This is a genomic window from Serratia sp. 2723, from assembly GCF_050434425.1.
Taxonomy (GTDB): domain Bacteria; phylum Pseudomonadota; class Gammaproteobacteria; order Enterobacterales; family Enterobacteriaceae; genus Chania.
The window spans coordinates 238,002-260,884 of record NZ_JBNDIN010000002.1; the positions used below are offsets into that span (position 1 = coordinate 238,002).

General features: G+C 49.0%; 21 protein-coding genes. All 21 read right to left on the bottom strand.

The genetic code is table 11. From position 1 onward, the window contains the following. Positions 1-383: 383 nt before the first annotated feature. Positions 384-1,280, bottom strand: a complete 897-nt coding sequence (locus tag ABIE29_RS03805; RefSeq protein ID WP_429616906.1) for a DUF4255 domain-containing protein — start codon at positions 1,278-1,280, stop codon at positions 384-386. A 37-nt stretch (positions 1,281-1,317) separates the two neighbouring features. Continuing rightward, the gene (locus tag ABIE29_RS03810) at positions 1,318-3,396 is read right to left on the bottom strand and encodes an ATP-binding protein (RefSeq protein ID WP_429616907.1); all 2,079 of its coding nucleotides are present in this window, start codon (positions 3,394-3,396) and stop codon (positions 1,318-1,320) included. A 3-nt stretch (positions 3,397-3,399) separates the two neighbouring features. Further along, a complete protein-coding gene (locus tag ABIE29_RS03815) occupies positions 3,400-4,803 on the bottom strand; it encodes a contractile injection system tape measure protein (protein ID WP_429616908.1) in 1,404 nt (467 codons plus the stop codon). Between the two features lie 559 nt (positions 4,804-5,362). Beyond that, entirely contained in the window at positions 5,363-5,689 is a 327-nt protein-coding gene (locus tag ABIE29_RS03820; RefSeq protein ID WP_429616909.1) for a hypothetical protein, read from the bottom strand. Positions 5,690-5,806: 117 nt separating this feature from the next. Beyond that, on the bottom strand, positions 5,807-6,784 hold the full coding sequence (locus ABIE29_RS03825; protein ID WP_429616910.1) for a hypothetical protein: 978 nt from the start codon (positions 6,782-6,784) through the stop codon (positions 5,807-5,809). Positions 6,785-6,860: 76 nt separating this feature from the next. Then, complete coding sequence (locus ABIE29_RS03830; protein ID WP_429616911.1) at positions 6,861-7,841, bottom strand: hypothetical protein; 981 nt, start codon at positions 7,839-7,841, stop codon at positions 6,861-6,863. 235 nt (positions 7,842-8,076) lie between these two features. Continuing rightward, a complete protein-coding gene (locus tag ABIE29_RS03835) occupies positions 8,077-10,971 on the bottom strand; it encodes a hypothetical protein (protein WP_429616912.1) in 2,895 nt (964 codons plus the stop codon). Further along, entirely contained in the window at positions 10,964-13,603 is a 2,640-nt protein-coding gene (locus ABIE29_RS03840; RefSeq protein ID WP_429616913.1) for a hypothetical protein, read from the bottom strand. The genes ABIE29_RS03835 and ABIE29_RS03840 overlap by 8 nt, the downstream gene beginning before the upstream one ends. 47 nt (positions 13,604-13,650) lie before the next feature. Next, entirely contained in the window at positions 13,651-14,070 is a 420-nt protein-coding gene (locus ABIE29_RS03845; protein ID WP_429616914.1) for a hypothetical protein, read from the bottom strand. Further along, a complete protein-coding gene (locus tag ABIE29_RS03850; RefSeq protein ID WP_429616915.1) occupies positions 14,067-14,489 on the bottom strand; it encodes a GPW/gp25 family protein in 423 nt (140 codons plus the stop codon). The genes ABIE29_RS03845 and ABIE29_RS03850 overlap by 4 nt, the downstream gene beginning before the upstream one ends. A 21-nt stretch (positions 14,490-14,510) precedes the next feature. After that, positions 14,511-16,106 carry a phage baseplate assembly protein V gene (locus tag ABIE29_RS03855; RefSeq protein ID WP_429616916.1) on the bottom strand — a complete coding sequence of 532 codons (1,596 nt, stop codon included), beginning with the start codon at positions 16,104-16,106 and terminating at the stop codon, positions 14,511-14,513. Next, a complete protein-coding gene (locus tag ABIE29_RS03860) occupies positions 16,103-16,792 on the bottom strand; it encodes a hypothetical protein (protein WP_429616917.1) in 690 nt (229 codons plus the stop codon). Before ABIE29_RS03860 ends, ABIE29_RS03855 begins: the two co-directional genes overlap by 4 nt. Beyond that, complete coding sequence (locus ABIE29_RS03865) at positions 16,789-16,956, bottom strand: DUF5908 family protein (protein WP_429616918.1); 168 nt, start codon at positions 16,954-16,956, stop codon at positions 16,789-16,791. Before ABIE29_RS03865 ends, ABIE29_RS03860 begins: the two co-directional genes overlap by 4 nt. Then, complete coding sequence (locus tag ABIE29_RS03870) at positions 16,953-17,408, bottom strand: phage tail protein (protein WP_429616919.1); 456 nt, start codon at positions 17,406-17,408, stop codon at positions 16,953-16,955. Before ABIE29_RS03870 ends, ABIE29_RS03865 begins: the two co-directional genes overlap by 4 nt. After that, positions 17,405-18,673, bottom strand: a complete 1,269-nt coding sequence (locus tag ABIE29_RS03875; RefSeq protein WP_429616920.1) for a phage tail sheath family protein — start codon at positions 18,671-18,673, stop codon at positions 17,405-17,407. The genes ABIE29_RS03870 and ABIE29_RS03875 overlap by 4 nt, the downstream gene beginning before the upstream one ends. Positions 18,674-18,714: 41 nt before the next feature. Beyond that, positions 18,715-20,124, bottom strand: a complete 1,410-nt coding sequence (locus ABIE29_RS03880) for a phage tail sheath family protein (RefSeq protein ID WP_429616921.1) — start codon at positions 20,122-20,124, stop codon at positions 18,715-18,717. 19 nt (positions 20,125-20,143) lie between these two features. Next, positions 20,144-21,208, bottom strand: a complete 1,065-nt coding sequence (locus ABIE29_RS03885) for a phage tail sheath family protein (protein ID WP_429616922.1) — start codon at positions 21,206-21,208, stop codon at positions 20,144-20,146. Positions 21,209-21,226: 18 nt separating this feature from the next. Beyond that, a complete protein-coding gene (locus tag ABIE29_RS03890; RefSeq protein ID WP_429616923.1) occupies positions 21,227-21,676 on the bottom strand; it encodes a phage tail protein in 450 nt (149 codons plus the stop codon). A gap of 172 nt (positions 21,677-21,848) precedes the next feature. Beyond that, a complete protein-coding gene (locus ABIE29_RS03895; protein WP_429616924.1) occupies positions 21,849-22,274 on the bottom strand; it encodes a lysozyme in 426 nt (141 codons plus the stop codon). 32 nt (positions 22,275-22,306) lie between these two features. Further along, complete coding sequence (gene lysC / locus ABIE29_RS03900; protein ID WP_429616925.1) at positions 22,307-22,627, bottom strand: Rz1-like lysis system protein LysC; 321 nt, start codon at positions 22,625-22,627, stop codon at positions 22,307-22,309. After that, positions 22,509-22,874 carry a hypothetical protein gene (locus ABIE29_RS03905; protein WP_429617087.1) on the bottom strand — a complete coding sequence of 122 codons (366 nt, stop codon included), beginning with the start codon at positions 22,872-22,874 and terminating at the stop codon, positions 22,509-22,511. Before ABIE29_RS03905 ends, lysC begins: the two co-directional genes overlap by 119 nt. Between the last annotated feature and the right edge of the window lie 9 nt (positions 22,875-22,883).

Consider the following 22,883-nt stretch of genomic DNA (forward strand, 5'->3'; position numbering starts at 1 on the left):
ATGATTTTGTGTTTGGCTCATGGAAATTGGAGGCCTTACTTTATTACATCACATACCCTAACGAGTCCGGGTAGCAAAAAATGAGTAATAATCTCATTTAATCGGCAGTATGTCATAGCCCGGGCCTTATCTCCGATGATGTTAATAACGACAGCAGTTCGTCTTCCTAAACTTGTCTGGCGGTATCCCAGGTTATGCTGCTCAATCCGTCCTCTGCAGCATCCAGACAAATTTAACGCGAAAATAAAATGAAGCCACGATAGGAAAGTGACTTCAGCGTAATATATTGATCAACATACCGGGTTTTATTGAGAGAATCGGTCACCCGTCAACGTTCGGATGAGAAGCTCGTATGCCGACAGCTTACTGCCTGACGGGCAGATTTAAATAAACACCAGCGCCTCAGAGTCAATATTTTCAACATAAATGTCCCGTCCATTTATTTCGCTCACAGCATCTTTCCCCTCACGCCACTGGCTTAAATGAGTCTCCAGAGACGCCTGATACGTTTTATCGACTATACCGGCTACCGTCATATTAATGGTCACCGCAGTATGCTGATCCTCAGCACCTGCTGCCGGCAGGCATTCCAGCACCACCCGCGCCAGCTTTTCTTGTGCGCCCACGCCCATCTGTTTGCACAACGTTTGCCATAATTGCCGGTTAAGCGCTTTGTTATCCACCGCTGCCGTCTGAATAAATTCGCTGCTGACCGTTTTCACCAACGTCTGCGGCACGCTGTTATCCAACAGAATCGGAACCGTGACCGAATACATCAGCGAAAGGCGTGGCCGATTACCCAGCGCCTGCCAAAAGTTACCCAGGCTGTTTAAATTTTCCTGTGGTGGAATAATCCGCGTGTAAGCCCCGGCAATACCGCTGAGCTCACGGTTATTGAGCAGCGCTTGCAACGTCCGGGTCATAACCTGGATGGCCTGATTATCCGGGCGGCTATCTGGTCCGTTACCGTCACTGCCGGCACTCTGGGCCTCCCAGTAGGTAATGAGATAATTACAGCTCAGATTAATCCAACCTGCACGCAGGTGGCCAGCGCTGGCATTCAGTCTGGCGGGTTCACTCTGCCGCAGTTGTAAATCCTCATGTACGTCATAAAGAAATACACTGACCGTCGGGGATGGCTGCATACTGCCCAGCTCCGGCAGATCAAAACGGATATCAACGCCTGCTGACTCTTCAGGGTTGAGATACTGTTGCAGAATGGTTTGCAACGCCTTATTGACTTGCACAATCGCATTGGCAGATGTAGTGATAGAACTCATAAAAACCTCACGATACACAAAGAGAAAATAGGATAAATCAGCGTGGCAGGCGGCCCAGCTTGCCGAGTTCACGGCTGACGGCACGCTCAATGTGATGCAGCCGTATCTTGCCACTGCCTTCTTCTGCCGCCAGCACAGCGGCCAGTAGTGCAACATTGCGGATATTCGCCCCGGTCAGTTCGCTGCCAGCTGCCAGTGCGGCGAAGTCCACATCTTCCGCCAGTGTCAACGTTGACGGCCATATTGACTGCCACATCTGCGTCCGCAGTTCGACGTCCGGATAAGTAAAACGCGTGATAAAGGTGAAGCGCCGGTTAAAAGCGCTGTCGAGATGGCTACGGTTATTAGTGGCCAGGATGACCAGGCCGGGATAACTTTCCAGCCGCTGTAGCAGATAGGACACTTCAATATTGGCGTGGCGGTCCTTTGAATCTTTGGTTTCACTGCGCTTACCAAACAGCGCATCCGCCTCATCAAAGAACAGCACGCCGCTGTCTGCCTGCGCCAGATCAAAAATACGCGACAGGTTCTTCTCGGTTTCACCAATGTATTTATTCACCACGGCGGAGAGATCCACCTTGATTAAATCCACGCCAAGATGATGAGCCAACACTTCTGCCGCCAGCGTTTTCCCTGTACCAGAGTCACCATAAAACAGCGCACTGAGCCCGGTTTTCCCGCCAGTTTTGTGGCCAAAATGTTTTTCCGTCACGCTTTCCCGCAACCGAATAGTCGCTAGCAATTCGCCCAGCTGTTTTTTTAGCACAGTGGAAAGAACAATATCGTCGAACGTACGAACCGGGGTAATACGCTGCGCCAGTTTGCCAAAGTTTTTACGCGAGCGGCGTGCCAGCGTCTGCTGCAGATCTCCCACGCTGAACGGGGCGTTTTGCTCCCTAATCTGGCGGTAATAATCCGCCTCCCGCATCAACAGCGAAAGATCGGCAGGATCGAAGGCATAGCGAGCAACCAGATTCTGCAATGCTGACTTATCATCCGCATCAAGATCGCCAGGCCAGGCCATCTGTAGCATCGACATCCTTTCAGAGGTCGTGATCTGTGGCATGGAAAGATGCACACTAGCCAAATGGGAAAATACCGGTGCGCTTGCGCTGGCATCGTGTAAAACAAAAACCGGTAGCCGGACCAACGGCAACAATCTGTCCAATACGCCAATCACCGCGTTTTTTTCCGTCGCCAGTTCCCCCCCTTTCTCCAGCACTAGTGCCGCATTATCGAGCAGAGCATCACGGATAATCCCGATCATGCTGTTTTGCTGCTGCACGTCAGGCTGGCTAAGCAGGCTTTCTGCATCAACGCACAACACCGGGCGGTTATCATCAGCCAGAATGTTGGCCAGCGCTTGTTTGCGACCGCCCAGCTCCTGCCCCTCCAGCATCACCACCGGCAACGTGTCGCCATCAGGGTGCAGACACAAACTGGAAATTTTTTCACCGAAGGAGGCCGGATACCATGCCAAATTATCCGTTTCTGCACGCCGGACATACGGATGACGATACATCACCGACGAGCCGTTACCGCAGAAAAAGTGCCATACAGATTCGTTGACGGTATAAATTGGCGATGATTTCCCGTTTAGTCCCAGTTTTCCCTCTGATAACAGCTGAAACTGAAACAGTCTCGAAGCAGGATGCAGCGCTGACAGCAAGAACCGATACTCCAGTTGCGAGGTCGAAAAAAGACGGCCCAGCAACGGCTGGCTCACCCCGTCTGCAAATCCACTTTCGGGCAGCAGTGCATAGTGGTCACTCAACCTCGGCAGCAAAGCGGCCAACAGGATGTCACGCTCAAGAGACGTTAAATCGAACGCCGTCATCAGCATCTGCAAACGCTGGGTCAGCGCCTCATCGCAGCCTGGCAGGCGCCCTTCCGGCATCTCTGACCAGGCGGGTCTGCCATACGGGAAACGGAGCCGTTGCGTAATCTTGACTTCGGGCAAAAAATAAGGATGCAGACTGGCCGGAAGTTCTCCCCGCTGCTGTAAATATTCCTGCTGAAACCGCAGGTCAATACGCTCAAGACAGCGACAAAAATCGTTATCTTCGTGTTCTTCGTATTGCGGCGACACAGCCGCGTAATCAATTGATAAAGTCATCGCTTATCCTGTCAGGCTATTGATTGGCCATACCACGGTCAGAGGTTGTTCAGACCAGGGGAATGACGCTAACGTCATCGGCCACGGCCAGTTTCTGAGTAAATAGTCATAGGGTTCCGATTTTACGAGAATCTGAGGGAGAGCCCCTTCTGTGCTGATTTCTCCCGCACGCTGTAAAAACAACTGGCGGATATCCGTCAGGCTCAATGCTTGCCAGCCGTGGAGTTGCTGACCGATAGCGGTTAACCAGCGATCAATCTGCTGCTGCTGCGGTTCGCTCAGGTACGCTGGTGCAGGTAGCGGGGTAGCCAATGAAATGCCGCAAAGTAGCTGATTTAGAATTAACCGATCTTCGTCTGAATCAAGGTTGCCCCATACCAGCCAGTCCAGGCAATACAGTGCCTGCCAGCGTGTGCTATCACTGATAAACTGCTGCTCTTCACAGAATCCAAGCTGCGCAAAGAGCTGAGACAGCAAAGGCCAGAGCAGCAGCAGCCCGGCATTGCTGATGTGCTGGCCCGGAGAAACAGAACCGTTAGTTCCATTACTTTCCCGCCGCGCATCTTTGCCCAGCGGCTGTAAACAACGGTGCAAATAAACAGCAATCTGCTGTTCATACTCTGCCCCTTTCCGTTTTCGAATAGCACGACGCACCGCGCTTTGTTGCCATAAGGGCAGTAACCAGCGCATCGCCACCAACGGCGGATGTACAGGCTGTACATTGCCAGAAAGCCGACCGCCGGTCAGGAACTGCACTACCTGTTCGGGCGGGATTTCGCCCTGAGCAATCGCTTCGCTCCAGGCTGTCACCTGGCTGGCAGTGGGCATCTGAAGACTCAGCCAGACCAGCCCCTGTTGGCTATTCAGCAAGTACCACACGGCAGCCATCGACAACCGGCTGGCCGTCACCCGGCTGAACCAGGTTACCGGCAGGTGTTGCCGGGGGGGCTTCAACAATAGCTTAAGCCACTGTTGAAGCCGCTCCGACGGGGTATTCCGTAGCCGTTGCTGCAAAATGCCGGGCTGCAAACAGCCCACCGCCAGCTGATACAGGCTCTCGCCTTCATGATTAAGCACGCTAAGTTCTCCCGCCGAGTCGGGCTCCAGCCTGCTGACAGCAGGCTGAGAGTCGGCAGATGTCTGTTCACCAGCAAGATAGTCGGCAAACGCCTGCGCCAGTCGCGGGATAAATAACGTGTCGAACTGGTTAGCCGGAATCGCCCCCAGATTAATCACCCCTTTATCCCTGCTTATTTCGTCCAAAAATGTTATTTCTTGCATCACCTGCCTTAGCGTATTTTTAATACTTCCGGCATTTAGTACGGATGATGACAATATTTCCTTCCCCACATTTTTGCGTGGCGATCTGATATTACATATCATCTTATTGATATTGACGGGTATCATAAACCTATCCTTTATAGTTTACGCTAAAAAAGACCAATAAAGTCCAGCCGATATACACGCAAATCCTTGTAATTACAGCTTAATAATAAACGCCAGTATATAATAGGGAGGAATGGCATTTATATTATGCTGATGAGCATCTTGTGTCGCATTGGCGTCATGCTTATGCGCTTTTTAATTCCCCTCTGTAGAAGTATAAAGCTGAGTTCCTGAAAATTAATTCATTTTTTTAAAGTTTCAATATTGGCAAAATGGTAACCCTCATCGGGTGATTTATTTGAAAGTTTATAACCGTATTCTTCTGTTTTAGATACACCATAATCTACAACCTCATAATAATAACTCGAACGCATCGCATCCCATCGAAGTGGTTATGCGCCGGAATTTGTGCTAAAGATAAGGCATGTTCATTCACCGCCACGCTAATGTTGGGTGTTTGCGCATTGGATTTAACACTAAATTGCTTATCTGCATGACTCCCTGTCACCTGCTGGTTATTGGTTTTATTGACATCGCTAAATGCGGCGCCCCCCAGTACAAACCTGTCGCATAAATCCGGTCAGCCCTCTTGGCCATCACATAATGCCCACCCCGCTGGCATTTCAGTCTCTGTGCCAGCAAACATCATTACCATGCCTTTTGGGAAGGTTTGTTCTGGTTTCAGACCAATACCGTCCTTATCAACCTTAATGCCCCCACCCGCGTTTAACTTTAATTCCAAACGTCCCGTCTCTGAGAGTGTGAAACCCTCAGCAGGGCCAGTCTGCCCTGCTGATTTCCCTACCGCCTTACGGCCATGCTCGGCCACATCAATTAAATTCGAAAAATCAGTTTGCAAGGGAATACTTCCCACCTTGAATCGGTCTTTTAATTCTTCTGCGGTCACCCCTTCCTGGGTATTACGTGATCATTTTTTATAGACAATCATTTAACCTCCAGAAAAATTTCATTCACAATAATTAAAAATATAAAAACATCATCTCAAGCAGCGTGGAGTCAGAAATCAAGTCTTAATAATAAAAGCAAGAGTATAATATGGTGGCCTGATATTAACATCGTGTTTATGCGGCGTTTCACTTATTTTCGTTTGATGACTGTGTCCTTGTCCACCACCAGTATTTCCAGTTACCCTTCCAGATACGGGTTCTTTATAATGCGGATAATTAATCTGTGGAGCCATATCATATAAACAGATACATGAATAACCCGAACTAAGAACATTATAATCTATAGCACTATGAGTATGAGCAGGGATATGTTCTATTCCAAGAGTGGTATTTTCTACCGTAACGCTAATATTTATCGCTTGTGCTTCAGATGTAACAGTAAACTGCTTGTCTTCATTCCCCCCAGTTACCTTCTTGTTATTGGTTTTATTGATATTGGCAAAACCCGCAGAACCCAGCACAAACCTGTCCTGTAAATCCGGCCGCCCGTCTTTACCATCACATAATGCCCACCCCTTCGGCATTTCAGCCTCTGTGCCGGCAAACATCATCACCATGCCTTTTTGGAAGGTTTGCTCAGGTATAATGCCAACACCACTTTCATTTACCTGAAGGCCATTACCGGCGATAACCCAAACGCCATCACTTCCTACGCCTACCCCACCTTTTTCTTTGGCCTTAACATCCAAACCATCACCAAATCTCAACCCCCACCCCAACGGCAGCGATACGCCACTATTATCAACCTTAATTCCCTTTCCTGCTTTGACCCCAATGCCATTAGCATCGACTTTTATCCCCCCATCCGCGTTTAACTTTAATTCCAAACGCCCCGTCTCTGAGAGTGTAAAACCCTCAGCAGGGCCAGTCTGCCCTGCTGATCTCCCTACCGCCTTACGGCCATGCTCGGCCATATCAATTAAATTCGCAAAATCGGTTTGCAAGGGAATACTTCCCGCCTTGAATCGGTCTTTTAATTCTTCGGCGGTCGCCTCTTCCTGGGTATCACGTAATCCTTTTTTATCGATAGTCATTTTAACCTCCAGAAAAATTTCATTCACAATAATTAAAAATATAAAAACATCATCTCAAGCAGTGTGGAGTCAGAAATCAAGTTTTAATAATAAAAGCAAGAGTATAATATGGTGGCCTGATATTAATATCGTGTTTATGCGGCGTTTCACTTATTTTCGTTTGATGACTATGTCCTTGTCCACCACCAGTATTCCCAGTTACCCTTCCATGTACGGGTTCTTTATAATGCGGATAATTAATCTGTGGAGCCATATCATATAAACAGATACATGAATAACCCGAACTAAGAACATTATAATCTATAGCACTATGAGTATGAGCAGGGATATGTTCTATTCCAAGAGTGGTATTTTCTACCGTAACGCTAATATTTGTCGCTTGTGCTTCAGATGTAACAGTAAACTGCTTGTCTTCATTCCCCCCTGTTACCTTCTTGCCATTGGTTTTATTGATATTGGCAAAACCCGCAGAACCCAGCACAAACCTGTCCTGTAAATCCGGCCGCCCGTCTTTACCATCACATAATGCCCACCCCTTCGGCATTTCAGCCTCTGTGCCGGCAAACATCATCACCATGCCTTTTTGGAAGGTTTGCTCAGGTATAATGCCAACACCACTTTCATTTACCTGAAGGCCATTACCGGGGATAACCCAGATGCCTTCACTTGATGTGCCTAATCCACCATTTACCCGGGGATTAACATCCAGTCCCAAACCACCATGCCTCAACCCCCACCCCAACGGCAGCGATACGCCACTCTTATCAACCTTAATTCCCTTTCCTGCTTTGACCCCAATGCCATTAGCATCGGCTTTTATCCCCCCGTCCGCGTTTAACTTTAATTCCAAACGGCCCGTCTCTGAGAGAGTAAAACCCTCAGCAGGGCCAGTCTGCCCTGCTGATTTCCCTACCGCCTTACGGCCATGATCGGCCACATCAATTAAATTCGAAAAATCAGTTTGCAAGGGAATACTTCCCGCCTTGAATCGTTCCTTTAATTCTTCGGCTGTCGGTCCTTCCTGGGCATCACGTAATTCTTTTTTATCGATAGTCATAAAAATATCCTGAGCGGTTATTATAAATGGAGGTTAATTAAAAAATTAATCGACATGTATTACACCTGTCATTCATTATCCTGGTGGATTTATTTTCACGAATTAAGAGTCTATCCCACCTGGTGGGGAAGACTCTAAGTGCATTTAATAACAAGAGATACATCACCGTATTTCATGCGTGGAAAAAATCACCGCGCATGTAGGTAAAACAAATGATAAGCACAAAAGAAAACAGTTAACTATCAGACGGTATCTCCTGCGGTAAATAAAAAAGCTCTTCACTGAGAATAATATCGGAATGCCACTCGCTGCCGTCACTGCCGATAACCTGAGTGCGCTGTGCTTCGGTGGCAATACGCATCAAACCAATATCCAGTTGTGTGACCGGCAGGTGGCCTAAGGTCAGCATTTGCATAATGGCAAAGGCATCATCACCCAGCGGGATGCCATTATTTTGCCAGCGCTTATAAGTGGCACCAAAGTTTTTAAACGCCGCGTCATCTAACCAGTGGTTAATCAGCGATATGTGAGCTGGGAACTCCGCCATGATGGTTTCCTGCATCCAGGCTATCAGCTTATCGGGCACAATATTTTTGTTTTCGATTAAGCGGCGGTTATGCACGGCACTCACCACAAATGAGAAACGGTCGGTGGTGGCATAGTTGGCATGGCTGAAATTCCACTGGTAGCGAAAGCTTTCCTCTGCGGTCGGAAAATCTTCCGTACTATCGGCTGCCTTTTCAATAAGCAGAGTACCCGTGACCGGATCGACGGCTTTAATGGTCGCCTCAAGCTGCCATTCGCCATCTGCCACAGACCGATGCGCTTTGCTGTCATCTGACCTGGAAAACTGAAGGCCGGTAAGACTGAGCATTATCGCATCGCCGACGCTGACCATGCTGGGGTACGGCGTTTGCGCGTTGCTTGCCAACAAACGCTGCTGCTGATTGGTCGGCTGCTGCGCAGCGGCGGCATAATTGAGCCGATAGTCCATATCTTGCAGCCAGACGTTGCTGTTCTGCCAGCGTAAATTACCCGCCTTCCAGGCATCCTGCAGGCGTTGCAGATTATTCTTCAATTGCTGGCTGTTATCGACGCTTAACGTAAAACGCTCTCCCTCGGTGATGGTCACCAGTAAGCGACTGATATGATGTCGATTTCCCCCATCAACCAAAATCAAATCAATGAGTTGCCCCTGGACAATTTTGCCCGCGATCCCGGCCTGTGTCAGGCTAATCAGAGACCCAGCCACGGTGAAATCCGTCGGCGTTTGCTCGCTATTAAAGCTGCTGTCCGGTGTCAGCGGTAGCAGTTGACGATGCTCAATCAAATAAAATGGCAGGTGGCTGAGATCCGGATCATCGGCAAAGCAGCTACTGTCTAAACCGATACGGGCCGCAATACGCTTTTGCAACGCAGAGACCTGGTCAATACGGATATTAACCCGGTCATAGCCAAGATCGGGCTGTTGTGCCAAATACGCACGCTGGGTAGCAAGAAAGTCAGACATATCCAGCGTCAGCGGCAACGCCGCACGGTGGGTACCAAAATAACCCAGCAAATAGTCCAGAAAATTCAGTTCACGGGCAAAATTAGCCTGATTTAGCGTACGGCCATTATCCGTAAAGATCGCCGCATCCCGTTGCTGCACCTCAGTCAACGTCTCGGCATAGGATTGATGGACATCCTGCTGTACCGAGGTATTGGTATAGGGCCAACGGGTGCCGCGAATGGCATTGCCACGCTGTTTAAATGCCAGCAGCTCCGGCAACAACGCCAGTTCTGCGCTGCCGTCAGCCAGCAACTGGTCAGCAGAGAGCAAAAACTGATGCAGTGCGCGCGTCGAATCGTCAATCACCGCATCCGGCTGTTGTAGCAAATAGCATTCAGGCAGGCGCTGCCCCACCGGAATATAGGTGGTCAGATCACGTAAGCGCCCGACGGGTAGCACCGTCGGCTCCGTCTGAATCAGTTCTGGTACCGTCAGATAATTCGCCATTCCCTGTCGGGTCGGCTGGCTATAAATACCGCCTTTGGCAATCAACACTAGCGGGCTGTTTTCACTTGCCAGCAGTGTCAACGGATCGTCCCCCCACAACAAGGGAAAATAACCACTGGCAACCTGCCATGACCAGCGATCCGCTTTAATCGCCGTAATGTGCTCAGGCAGAGAGTCAACCGACAATTGATCGAGGCTGGCCACTCCAGGGATAGCCAACAACTGGTTCACCAATGGGCTGAGGTTGATGGTAATTCCCTCTGGGCATATCAGTGATGGCATCGTTTGCTGCCAGCCATGTCGCAGCAGCGGCCCCTCAAAAATCACCTCATCGGCATCACCAAGTGCACGCCGCTGTTCCGTGGTATAACGCGTGGTCGTTAGCTGTAGAAACGCTTCAGTGGTCTGATAAATTTGTGCCGCAACCTGGTTGATATCACTCACGTTCTCGGTCAGTTCAATCGTGAGGCTCGGGCTAAACGTAACCGGTTTCAGCCAGGTAATCCGCGAAATTCTTTCGCCCAGATTACGGTGCCCCACCAGAAAGTCGGTCAAATATTGCGCGACGACCGTCTGTTCCTTCGCCGATAACGACTGGGTAAAGCGGGTCGGAATCACCGATAACCAGATGTTCCCACGCAGGGTTATTTTTTTCTTGTCCTTTGAACTTGTTGGATCACTGAAACAGTATTCTCGCCGTTCGGCGTTGTACCACCAGTGGAAGCGACTCTCTTCGGGCTCTTTGATCAGACGCACATCGCTGAATAAAAAATCCCGCTCCGTAGTCGCAAGTTTGGTGTCACTGCTGTGCAAATCCAGCAATGCGCGGCGATAATCTTCCGCCGTTACCGCATTACAGGTGAGCACACGGTCAGGACCGAACTCTGCCGGAAATAGCGTCTCCTGCCCTTTAGCCGTGAGCAGATCGTGTAGTGGCAACGCAGTGCGGTAACTGAGATCAGAGCAGTTCCAGGTGACAGACTGTAGCAAGGTCACGCCGGGATCGTGCTCACCGGTATCTGTCCAGACATCCCCACTGAGTGTTTTCACCTTTTCGGCGGCTTGTTGCCAAAGGGCCTCAAACGCAATCGCGTCTTTCACCACCGGGAACAAGGCGTTTTCTTTAGACATGTGCTTCTCCTGTCGAGAGGGAGGTGTTTGAGTACAAAATAAGGACTTCGTTGTCTTTGGCGATGATGGTTTGCTGCGTTTCCTCGTCCTTGCTGCGGCTCAGCGTCAGCGCGACCACACGCTGAACCAGCGGCGACTGTTGCAGCGTGGCGAGCAGCTGATAGTAATCCACCTGATTCCCCGGCGTGACCGCCAGACGCCGATCGTCACCCCACGGCATATATTGTTGTCGTAATTGCGTTTCCAGTTGGCGATAACCATAGTCAGGGTGAATCCCCGACATAAAAACAACCTGATAGTGAGCCGTCACCTCGATATAGGTTGGGTTGAGCAGCTGTGGTTCGGCCCACGGGGAGATGTACTGACTCAGCCACTGCGTCATCATCGCCAGGCGCCCGCTACTCAGCACCGGACGCAACACGTCATCGTTATCGCAATAACGGCTGTCAGGGATCACCATCAACGGTTGAACCTCAAGCGCCGGAATATGATTCAGTTTCTCCACATCGGGAAAGCGCACATCAAAAATCTGTGGATACTGTTCCATTAATAAACTGCGCATATTGCCCCAGGTGATCGCACGCTGTCGGTGGGCGATCCGCGTGGTTGCGCGTTCAGTCAACGCCTTCTCCGTTTCCCGTGCGCGGCCTCCCGTAGAGAGTAAAGGCTGGCTAACGCGACTGATGGCCGCAACCGGAGAGACTAACTGGCTGATGGTGTCGGCAGGCAACGGTTGGGTAAAATGTTGATCATCAACTTCCGCAATATTATTCAGGGTGGCGGTCATCGCATTGGCCATAATGCCCTGTAATTTGGGCATATCATCGGCTGAGAACGTCTCGCCAACCGTCGGTATCGCCTTTATCCAGTAGTACGCTGGTGTCAGGTCGTCCCCTCCCAACTGAATATCATCCGGTAACGTTGCCCGCCACAGGTTACTGACGGATAACCCTGCGGTGTCGTCTTGCACTACCGCGTCTAACGCTGCCCACTTACCACCTGTTTTGTAGTACTGCCATGAGAGTTCAAGCACTGAGGAAGCACGAAGAGACCAGTAAACCGACAGGGTTTCCTGTGCAGTAACGCCACTGAACCCGAGATATAATATCTGTGTTTTCGTCTCCTTATCCGCAGGTGCCTCCAGGACAGGCAGGGATAAAGGCTGTTGAAAACGCGTGTCAATACGGCTCACCTGAGGCGTCCACGGGGCATTTTTAGCGGCAGGGTTTTGCTGCCAATTGGCGTGGAAAAAGTCCGTACCGCTTAGCACCACACTGACGGTAACTTCCGCATCCAGAGGCAACGTGCTATCCGCAGGCAGCATGACGTTAAGTGGTAACATTTGCGGAGCGTCTTCTCCACAAAATAGCGCTTGCTCCTCACCCAAGGGGGAGCACCCTTTCGGCGTTGTCAGATATAGCTGTACTTTAAATGCCTCATTTCCGGCTGGAGGAACAGGATAATTCGCATACCATTGAGCGAAATTCTCCTGTGGCAGAGAGCTCCATTGAGGTTCAATGGTCAACTCCCCCCCCACCTGCAACATTAAAGCGGGTAGCCTAAGCTCAAAGGCATAACCTGAACGCGGTGACGTGCCAAACGGATAGCTAAAGGCATTCAGATGCCCATGCCCGCCTTGCGCAAGGTAGCCGATCTCCTGACAATTATTGAGTGCCATACTTAAGGTGGCGGGCCATGCTACGGGCTGCCCTACGGGATAGTGTAATGCCAGTGAAGCGCATTTCTCCGCCGTAAGGTGTGCTTTTGCATCCACCGAGACATGAGCAGGAAGCCGAAAAAGATGCTGATGCGGGCTGAGCTTGTCGGCACGAAGCACAAAATGCCGATCGCCGCCATGCCAGACTACCTCCGGTATAGCGGATGAATGGGCATTTTCCGCTTCCCAGTTCACTGTGACCGTTTTCTCACCGTGCAATGATGCCAGCGGTGTGTCGAGACGCATTTTTGTTGTCCACGGCGTTTCATTTTGCGTCTCTGCGAACAACCGAATCCCCTCATCCGGCAACGCGATATCATTATCCAGATCCAGCGCCGTACAAAATTGCCACGCCTCTTCTGCGTCTTTCCTGGTCCAGCATAGTTGCTTCAATTCTTGCCCGGTTACCAGCAGGCTGGCATCGGTCTGGTAAGTCACGTTATTGCCAGCACTATCCTGCCCGGCATCTAACAGGCTACCAGCGGGTAAGTGATAAAAGGGGGTGTTTTTCTGTAGCGTAAAACTCACCGCAACGCTATCCGGCTGATTCTCCCTGGGGGTAAAACCCAATAAATCGCGATAGTAAAGTGACCGATGGCGTGCGGGCAGCGTATTCAATAAGGCCTTAGGTGTCTCAAAAATCCGCAGCAGTGCCAGCAAAAAAGCCTGTTGTACCGGCAATGTTTTAGCAGCAAGTGCCGGATTGTGGTAAATGTTACCCAGTGCGGCTGGTGTGGTGTCATTCGCCATCCAGAAGGATTCCCAGAAAGCATCGGCATGGCCTGCAAACGGTACGTGTCGGCTATATTCCGCCACATTCGTTAGCAGATCGCCTACCGTCCGCGAGTCCAGTAAAAACTCGTTTTCTGTCAACGCACTGGCCAATTTTTGTTGCAGTTGTTCCAGGTCAGACATGATGTAACCCATTCGATATTTGATAATAAAAGGAGGTACCCTGAGAGTTATCCCGCCGTGACAAACGATTGACTATTGATCAGTTTTCCTGTCCCGGGCGTGGGCACGGGGCTTGAGTCCGGGCCGAGTTGAGGATCAGACGCGGGTGCTCCAGGCGTAAAGAGCGCGGTAAATTGACTGCCGGCCACAATGACCGGGGTGGTTGTTGTGACAAATTCAGCCTGCTGATCGGCCGCCAACTGGGTGATGGTGATCGTTCCCGTCCCCTTAACTAGATAATTAGGTTTCGTGTACTCCGCCGAAATAGAAACATTTTTTTCATCACCCAGAATACATATTTTATTATTCAAGATACTTGCTTCTCCCGTGCCGCGAATCAGACAAGGCTCAGTGGGTGTAACCGTATTAATGCCAAACTGGGTTTCAAATATCAGCGAATCACCGTCTGTTATTACCAGATTACTCATAATAACCTCAATGTTTGTCCTTTATTTATATCCAGCGTTCCTTCCACCGTTTCGGTCATATCACTACCGGAGAGATAAACGGAAATTTGCACCCGCAGACGGCTGGCTTCAGTCTTCGCGGGTTGAATAATCACATCCTTGAGAACTGCGCGAGGTTCATTACGCAGAATACTTTCTTCAATACGGTTGTTAATTTTTGCCAGCAACTCATCCGTCACATTTTCGAAAATAAAATCATGCATGCCTCCTCCCCAGTTCTCGCGCATAATCCGCTCACCTGGCTCCGTCATAAAGAGCACGCGAAGGCTCTGTAATACAGCTTCAATACCTTCGGTCATTTGCACACCGATATCAGGCGAAAGCTGTAGCGGAAATGACCAACACCGCCCTAGCGTATTTATTAACTTGTCATTATTCATCTCTGCCTCATTGTTAATATATTATTTTTTCATATTGATATTTGCACTGGTAATTTCCACCTGCTGTTTACCGGAAATTGACACATTGTTTTTTGCCTGTTGAATTAATATCTCTGCGTTAGATCGTAGTGTTTTTGGTGTATCCAGCGTAATGCCGTCTTCATCGGTTAACGTGAGCGTATTATCACCAACCGAAAGCTCCACGGTTTTCTTTTCGGTATCTATCAATAGCGCTTCTTTTTTACCATCTTTATCCACCACCAGTCCCTTGCGATTATTTTTTTCATGCGGTGGAAACGGTGCGCTATTTTTTGGATTATGCATTGCCCCTAGAATAATTGGATATCGCGGATCGCCTTCAATAAACCCCACGACAACCTCATCACCAGGTTCAGGATAAAAACAAAATCCGCTTTTTTTACTAGCCCAGGGTTTACCCAGGCGCGCAAAAATAATTTCCTCAGGAAGCCCTAGCGCAGGAAGATGAATAGCAATACGATCCTGATGTTTTGTATCGGCCTTAAATTGTGCCACCTTAGCAATATGCAACGATTGCGTCGGCGGGATGGGTTCCAGCATATGAAGAGCCATACCTATCAATAATTCAGTGCGCCAACCCTGATCAATATCAAACTGCTGATTCACCCCAGTCAGTATTACCGTACCATCCAGTCCTGCACCGAATCGGTTGAGTTTAATGCTTTCTCCCAGCTTAAAGTCTCGCGTCCCCGATAACAGAATATTACCCTGCACGCCGGTCAACTGCTGATGGTTCAGCCAGGATTTCGAGAGTGTGTGCAATGCCGTTTCAGGCATGTCGCTGAACGCCAGGGCATAATCTTGCTGCCAAGTAGTGGATAACGTCGCTTCAGTAGCTGATTTCCACGGACGAAAGCTTTTGGCCTGACTCTTCTGTGCAGACGTGAGTTTTTGTTCGTTAATATCCCACCCTTGCAACGACAGGCTATCCAGCGTAAACCGGTTGTCGAAGTTCAGATTAATGTTGTACAGGCTATGACCCTGATTTTTACCGTCACATTCGAGCGTTTGTGAGGCGTTAGCAGGCTCGGCTAGCGGGCTGATTACTACCTGGTTACTGGCAGCATCAGGCAATAGCCAGCAGTTGGTCGATAACAGGCGACTGCGAATAAACTGCCAGTCACTGAGACGAAACTGGACCATTTGGTCATGCTTGTCATTAAGCTCCTTAGCCACATTCAGGGATAGTTTCACTCCAGCAGGCTGAAATAATCCCTTCAGTATGGCGCCATCATTCTGTTCCAGAAAAACCCGACTACGCGGTACAAATGTCAATTTTTGCATTATATGGTACGCGTCTAAGCGTACTGACCAGTGCGAGCCTTCCAACTGCATTTTTTTTTGCACGAGATAGCCAGTAAATAGCGTTTTTTTATCCTGAGAGATAACGACAGCGGCCCCCATACTAAAACGGTTAACTTCTTGTTTGACTGCACTATTCTTAGCGCCGTTATTGTCGGTCGGTATGCGCAGTTCAATGCGCGCGGTGGGTATTTCATTAATCTGTTGTCGTATACGTATCCAGCCGATCCCCAGTGAACACGCCTGACCAGCAATTTCCAGGGTGAGGTTATTCATGTGTTATCCCCTTTCGTCGCCTGCAGATTATCACCGGCCTGGAAGTCATCCAGATTATCCATATCGTTATCCCACGCTAACGACAGACAGTCGATGCTGCTGGCAAGTGCTCCCGCCGCACTAATAGCCAAGAGCGGTAATGAGACCATATCGTTAACACTGACTAATGCATGAGCAGGGGTGTTTCGATCTTTGAGGGACTGCTGGATAATAAAACTTTCATCTGCTACCAAGCTCAGGCTTACCGTAGCCCGCAACGGCGTAGCATCACGATCGAAAAGCGTATAGGTGACCGATAAATTACTCGCCCGGCCAGCAAACCAGCCTTTATTCTCCCAGCGCATTTTCCCCCAGGTAATACGCAAAAAGTAGGGCGACTCGGTGGACGAATCCACCGCGCAGAGTGTTTTTAACATCGCCAACTGGGCTTCAACTGGTGTGGTATTCCCTGGCATCTGGCTATCAAACAGCAGACTGAGATTGAGCCCAACTGGTTCAGAAATAATATAACGGTTACTTTGGGAAACCTTATTAATGGTGTCTTCTGTTTTAAAATGCGTCTGATAATCCAGCTGGATACTTTCCGGGTTATACATCACGCTCATGGTGCCCGCCGGGATTTTTCCTTCCCTGTCTTTCCAGGCATGAATGGTCAACTTTGCTAAACCACGCTCAAGCAAGCTCACAGATACCCCCTTTCAAGCAGGTGCTCAAGCACCTCTTTTTTCATTTTTTCTATCCAGCGTTGTTCATCCAGATCGGCATAATTCCCGGAAGGTATGGGCAACACGGGTTGCGAAGATTCCGTCACTTCAGCCTGAATAATCAGTTCCCGAATTTCGACTGTCATAATTTCACCCCCAGCATACGCATATCCTGATAACGCAGCTCAAGCGTATTGATTAACACCGTGTTACTACTGGCATCCAAATCTCCCATTTGCCAACGTACTGGCAGCGCATGACTTAATGTCCAGGTGGTCACCGGTATTGAAGACTCGTTCAGCAACATAATCACCACGTTCGCCCATTGCGTGCTTTCCCGACGCAATACGCGGTCAAACTGCCACGTGAGGAATGACGCATTCATTACGCCACGTTCCAGCACCAAACTTCCGTGGTTAACCTTTTCAGCCAGCCAGATATTGCGGGCGTTTTCGCCGCCTTCCCGATGCTGACTCACCTCCAGCGTACGAGACAGGCCTGATACGCGCTGGAAGGCAATATCAAATGGATTAGGAATGTTATTAAATAAAAAATTCACGATAAAACGATGAGAAACAGCCGGTGTATTCATCATCATTGATCTCCAGATTGTGCGATTGCTGAGCTTTCACGCAGATCCAGCGTTAAGCTAACATCAATAAATTCTGCCGGTGCCAACAACGCCAACTGAACGTGGAGGATCATTTTTCCACGGCGAATATCGTCCTCAGACATGGTTTCATTTAATCCAATACTGAGCGAAAAAGCCTCCTCCTCTACCGTGCCGAAAAAAGCGCCAGCAAGCCATTTCTGACGCAGCCATGTCCAGACCTGCCCCTTTAATTTCATCCAGGTCTGTGCGTTATTCGGTTCAAATAGATAGGAACGTGCCAATTTGCTCAAATAATGCTCCACACTGTTGACCAGTAAACGCGTCTGGATATAACGCCAGGGAGAAGCCTCATCATTGACCAATGTCCGACATCCCCACAGACGAACACCTTTCCCGACAAAACTGCGGATCAGATTGCAATAAACACCTTTATTATTCAGTAGTGCTTGAGCCGTCAGGATGTTTCCCGTCGGTCGGAGGGTTTGTGCCAGCGGAATATTGGCTGGCGCTTTCCAGATCCCCTTTTCATTTGCACTACGCTGGATGGCGGCAGCCACAGCAGGAAGAGGGGATAATAAAAGGTACCCTGCCGTTGTCTGCTCCTCATCAACGTAGCTGGTTTGCAATCGAGGCCACCAAGCGGCACCACACGCAGATAGCTCAGCCGAAAAAGAACTTTTCGTCAGTGCAATAGCCTTTTCCGGTGATTCCGGTAATTCCAGCAGCGCAAAGCGCTGCTGGCCATGACGACACAATGTCAGTAAGGCTTCCCATCCCTGATACCAAAGCAAAGCCGCATCAAACTCCGCTTCATCTTGCCTATTATCCTGCTTGAGAGAGGAAGGAGATACGTCATTTAACTCGCTCATCTCTGGTACCAACAACAGGCCGGTTTGGTTATCCGCTAAAATGGTTTCCATCATGAGCGGAGACTGTAATGTACTAATCAGTGACTTCAGACGATCGGTGGATTCTCCCTCCCACGGCCCAAGAGAGAGAACGAAGCAGTGCTGCCCGCCGTTCTCAAAAAAGTGGCGCAGGGAATAAGCCAGCGTTCCACTCTGTCCAAAGTGGGTGATAGCCTGCGTCAACGATCCCACGCCGATCGGCTGCATCGCTGCTACAGGAGTAGCAACAGCCTCATCGGGGAGAGCGTAACCAATAAACAGTGGCATCGTCACCGGATCATCATTCGACGCTTGCGTTAACAGAGTTTCATTATGCAAAACTCCGGGAAGAATCATCGCCATTACGTTATCCTTATAAAGGGTCAGTTAAGGGCTTGCGCCGCTTACTGAGCCATATCCTGAGTGAATTGAAGGATGATGAATTCTGCCGGACGTACCGCCGCCATCCCCACCTGGATAATCATTTTCCCTTGATTAATATCATCTTGCGTCATGGTGATACCTTTACCGATACGCACCGAATACGCCTCTTTGGCTTTATTTCCAGCCAGTCCACCCTGCAGCCACAGGCCGTAAAGGTAGTTTTCAATCGCCGCCTGCACCCGTTTCCAGGTCGGTTGGCTATTCGGTTCAAAAAGCATCGGACGCAGAGCTTTTTTGATGTCTCGTTGCGCCGTATCAAACAGGCGACGAACCGGGATATAACGCCAGTTATCATCATCCTGCAGCGTTCTGCCTCCCCAAACGACGAGCCCGCGATCGCTGAAATGACGAATAACATTGATACCAGCCAGATTCATGCCCCCCTGAGCGTCATCCGTCACCCGCACGCTAACATCGCTGACACCATTGAGAACCACATTCGCGGGGGCTTTCCACACCCCACGCTCGCGGTCTGTTTTGCAATACACACCCGCCATAATCGCAGACGGCGGGATCACCAACTGAGCAGGACGCTTTTTGACAAGTTGCTGGCTGATGTCTTTGGCCAGTTCCGCGTTAATTTTTTGCAGATCGGCCAGCGTGGCAACGGTAGTGCCGGCCTCGTCGACAAACCCTTCAATCGCGACACGTTCATCGTCAAACTTCGTGACTTGTGACGCACTCATCAGGTCTGGGTAATACACCGCAGCATGAGCAGAGCTGTTTAACCCGTCAGGTTTGCCACCGTCACTGCTGTCTGCCAGTAAGAAATACCCTTTCTGCTGGTCCAGCGAGACCATTAACGCGCCATACACCGCCGTACGATACGCTTTCTCCGTTTCCGGGCAGGCAAGCAGCGTAATATCACCCACTTCATCGAGTAACCCCGGCAACGCACTCAGTTGAGTAGTGTCATCTTGATTTTCAATAGGATAGATGTAGCAAGGACCACCACCGTTCTGGAAATAGAGCTGCAAGGCAACCGAGACGGTCGGTACTAAAACCTCAACGCTATCAATGGTGTAGGTATACGCTTGTTTCTTCACATCAGCCGCGGCTTTGGCCGGTTTTTTTACCGCTTTGGACGATGTAGATTTAGTCGCAAGGGACGCTTTTACTTTAGTTTCTGGCTCTGGCTCAGCAAGCGTTGACGTCAGCACGACTTTTGCTGAAAAAACCGTGGTTGCGTCAAACAGGGTTGAATAGTCAAGCCAACTGCTGATTCGGGTGATAACACCCTTTTGTTTGGCTTTGAGAGGGGTAAAACGGCCAATAAATAACGGAACTGCCGTTGCTCCCAGGCTGACCGACATAGACGGAGAAGCCTCTTCCTCAATATACACACCAGGTACAGATGTGACGGTAGGCATACTATTTTCCTTCAGTGAATTACTGTGCAATATCCTGGCTGAACTGCAGGATAATAAATTCGGCCGGACGTACGGCGGCAAGGCCAATTTTGATGATCATCTGACCCTGATTAATTTGTTCCTGAGTCATGGTGATATCTTTGTCGACCTGAACAAACCAAGCTTCATTCGGAGAGTCGCCCGCCAATGCACCCTGTTGCCATAGAGAATGCAGATAGCTATCTACTGCGGCTTTGACGCGTTGCCAGGTTGGCTGGCTGTTGGGCTCAAATACCAGTTTGTTCAACGAGTTCTGAATATCCCGCTCGACCGTGTTAAACAGACGACGTACCGGGATATAGCGCCAGTTATCGTTATCTTCCAGAGTTCGCGCGCCCCATACGACGGTGCCACCGCCCGTAAACGTACGGATCATATTCAGGGCCTTACCCTGATTAAATCGCCCCTGAAAATCATCACTGACCGGATATTTTGGCGTGACCCCATTGATGGCCTGGTTCGCTGGAGCTTTCCAGACACCACGACTCCGATCGGTTTGTGCAATAGCGGCAGCAGCAATAGCACTTGGCGGAACATCTTCACCTGAGGTCAATGTTCCCCACGGGTAAAATACCGCGCCATAAGGGGATGTGGGGTAATCTTTCATCACCACATCCGGCTTATCAGCAGCGCTGATTTGCTTTAAAGGACCGTCAAAAAGACCAAAAATGCGGTAGCCTTTATTCACCAGTTCGCTAAACGCGTCAAAGGAGGCGGTGTCGGTTCCCGCTGAGACAATCAGCGTAATATCATCATATTGCGCGACTGCTTCTGCGATATGAGCCTCGTCGACCAAATAACACTTACCACCGCCGTGCATAAACCATAATTTAATACTGGTATAAAAATGTCCTGCATTTGGCGTGTTATACACTGCAACGAATTCCGCCCAATTATGGAAGATCTGGATCTTTTCACCCGCCGCCAGACCTTCCTCAGGGGGGTAAGCAAAGATGGGTACCGCTGTCGCGGCACTGTTTACCGAAAAGCTCGATACCGCATCTTCACTCAGATAAACGCCGGGGTAACTGGTTGTTACACTCATGGCAACATTTCCTCTTTATTAGGCAGTTTGAATAGTCACGCGGTCAGCCATGAGTTTGACTTGCTGCACGGCGATTTCATTACTCGTGGCATCAAAAGAAGGAGATGTCAGAGAAGTAGGAAAAGCATTGGTAATGTTCCAGCTGACGAGAACCTCCGTACCTGCTTCATTAGTCAAACTAATCATAATATCTTTCTTTTCAACCTGATTAAGCTGAATTGAATTAACCCATTCATAAAGCATATTTTTCCCCGGAAAGACGCCTTTACTCAACGTAATATTTGGGGCCTGACGTTGACCCGGCATTTTAAACCAGTTACCCGTACCATCACGATATTCAACCGTATCAAAATTGATATCCAGTCCCGATGCATTGGTAAATGGAACCTGTTCATCTCCCAGAGAGACGATGAATCTATAGGTTGGAATAGGATACTGCACTGCAATTTCATCTGTGGTAACAGCCATAGTATTAACCCTTCTTTTTCAGTTAAGAAACAAATAACGTTAAAACATTATTTTCGTACAAAGATAAATAATTAAAAATATTTTCACTTACTGATAAAAAGGCACGCTACCGCCCCTAACTTTCGCCAGTACCTTTATGTAAGTTAAAATTTCGTTATATTATTTTATCTTGTTATTTTAAGAAAAGTGTTTTTTCCGCTTCTCTTCTTTTAATCAATCCGGCGATTCCTTCCCCACCAGAGTGAATCCAACGCAGTAGTTCTTGTGCGCAGCCATGATAATCATTAAGATTGATTTTTTTTAGCAATGTTGATTTGGAAAAATTACCTTCACCTACATTAAAAACAAAAGATACAAGTGCATCAAATTGATTTTGAGTAAGAGGAGCATTGACAAGTTTATTTACAACTCGCTCACTATCAACAATGTCTAGTTGTAAGAAATTATCGGCTTCCTCCAGGGTGATAACATCATCAGGTCGCACACCTCTTGTATGTCCATAACCAATTGTCCAGACGTCAGCCGAACACTGATAAGCCTGAAGTCTCAGCCCCTCAAAATCTTTTATTAAATTCGAGCCGTGAGTACTAATATTCATAGGATATATTTCCTTTTCATTACCAGACTTAACTATTTACTTTCCCTGATGTTACTTTTTTCAGACGAGGTTTCGTTAAATGGGTACAATAGCTCGGTAATTACCGTTATAGTGGAATTACACTTCGCCAAAACTAAATGAAGCCTGGCCACGTAATCCGGGTAATCTCCCCAGGTCTTCACATTAAAATCCGGAGCCAAACAAGGCGTCAGTAAGTTGCGTGGCACCAGAATTTCAGGGGCGAGCGGTACGACTGATGGCCTCTCGCTGCAAGCTGATAACATCAGCAGGCACAAACTCACTGGCACAACGGTTCTTCGCCAAAGCATGGCCGAGTTTCTCACGGACAGCATGGTTATTTTCCTCCAATTGTTGCTGTGCTCTCTGCTGTGCTGAAATAGCAGCTGCCAGCGTGGCCGCCTGGACTTTAACCTGTAAAAGACGCTCCGTAAGCTGTTCTGTTTGCATATTCAAGCGCGTATTCTGTTGCCGCAAGTTGTTCAGTTGACGATGTTGCATACGTAGCCACTGGGCACCAGCAATCATCCCTAAAAAAGACAAAATGAACAGAGAACTGCGGAAAATGGTTAATATGTTCATATTGCCCTC

Bases quoted from the DNA above. Each gene is read 5' to 3' on its own strand.
- ABIE29_RS03830 (WP_429616911.1), bottom strand. From the start codon at position 7,841: ATGACTATCGATAAAAAAGAATTACGTGATGCCCAGGAAGGACCGACA.
- ABIE29_RS03845 (WP_429616914.1), bottom strand. From the start codon at position 14,070: ATGAGTAATCTGGTAATAACAGACGGTGATTCGCTGATATTTGAAACC.
- ABIE29_RS03870 (WP_429616919.1), bottom strand. From the start codon at position 17,408: ATGATGATGAATACACCGGCTGTTTCTCATCGTTTTATCGTGAATTTT.
- ABIE29_RS03805 (WP_429616906.1), bottom strand. From the start codon at position 1,280: ATGAGTTCTATCACTACATCTGCCAATGCGATTGTGCAAGTCAATAAG.
- ABIE29_RS03875 (WP_429616920.1), bottom strand. From the start codon at position 18,673: ATGGCGATGATTCTTCCCGGAGTTTTGCATAATGAAACTCTGTTAACG.
- ABIE29_RS03835 (WP_429616912.1), bottom strand. From the start codon at position 10,971: ATGTCTAAAGAAAACGCCTTGTTCCCGGTGGTGAAAGACGCGATTGCG.
- ABIE29_RS03810 (WP_429616907.1), bottom strand. From the start codon at position 3,396: ATGACTTTATCAATTGATTACGCGGCTGTGTCGCCGCAATACGAAGAA.
- ABIE29_RS03825 (WP_429616910.1), bottom strand. From the start codon at position 6,784: ATGACTATCGATAAAAAAGGATTACGTGATACCCAGGAAGAGGCGACC.
- ABIE29_RS03850 (WP_429616915.1), bottom strand. From the start codon at position 14,489: ATGAATAATGACAAGTTAATAAATACGCTAGGGCGGTGTTGGTCATTT.
- lysC (WP_429616925.1), bottom strand. From the start codon at position 22,627: ATGCTGTCCGTGAGAAACTCGGCCATGCTTTGGCGAAGAACCGTTGTG.
- ABIE29_RS03880 (WP_429616921.1), bottom strand. From the start codon at position 20,124: ATGCCTACCGTCACATCTGTACCTGGTGTGTATATTGAGGAAGAGGCT.
- ABIE29_RS03890 (WP_429616923.1), bottom strand. From the start codon at position 21,676: ATGGCTGTTACCACAGATGAAATTGCAGTGCAGTATCCTATTCCAACC.
- ABIE29_RS03905 (WP_429617087.1), bottom strand. From the start codon at position 22,874: ATGAACATATTAACCATTTTCCGCAGTTCTCTGTTCATTTTGTCTTTT.
- ABIE29_RS03840 (WP_429616913.1), bottom strand. From the start codon at position 13,603: ATGTCTGACCTGGAACAACTGCAACAAAAATTGGCCAGTGCGTTGACA.
- ABIE29_RS03865 (WP_429616918.1), bottom strand. From the start codon at position 16,956: ATGACAGTCGAAATTCGGGAACTGATTATTCAGGCTGAAGTGACGGAA.
- ABIE29_RS03895 (WP_429616924.1), bottom strand. From the start codon at position 22,274: ATGAATATTAGTACTCACGGCTCGAATTTAATAAAAGATTTTGAGGGG.
- ABIE29_RS03855 (WP_429616916.1), bottom strand. From the start codon at position 16,106: ATGAATAACCTCACCCTGGAAATTGCTGGTCAGGCGTGTTCACTGGGG.
- ABIE29_RS03885 (WP_429616922.1), bottom strand. From the start codon at position 21,208: ATGAGTGTAACAACCAGTTACCCCGGCGTTTATCTGAGTGAAGATGCG.
- ABIE29_RS03815 (WP_429616908.1), bottom strand. From the start codon at position 4,803: ATGATACCCGTCAATATCAATAAGATGATATGTAATATCAGATCGCCA.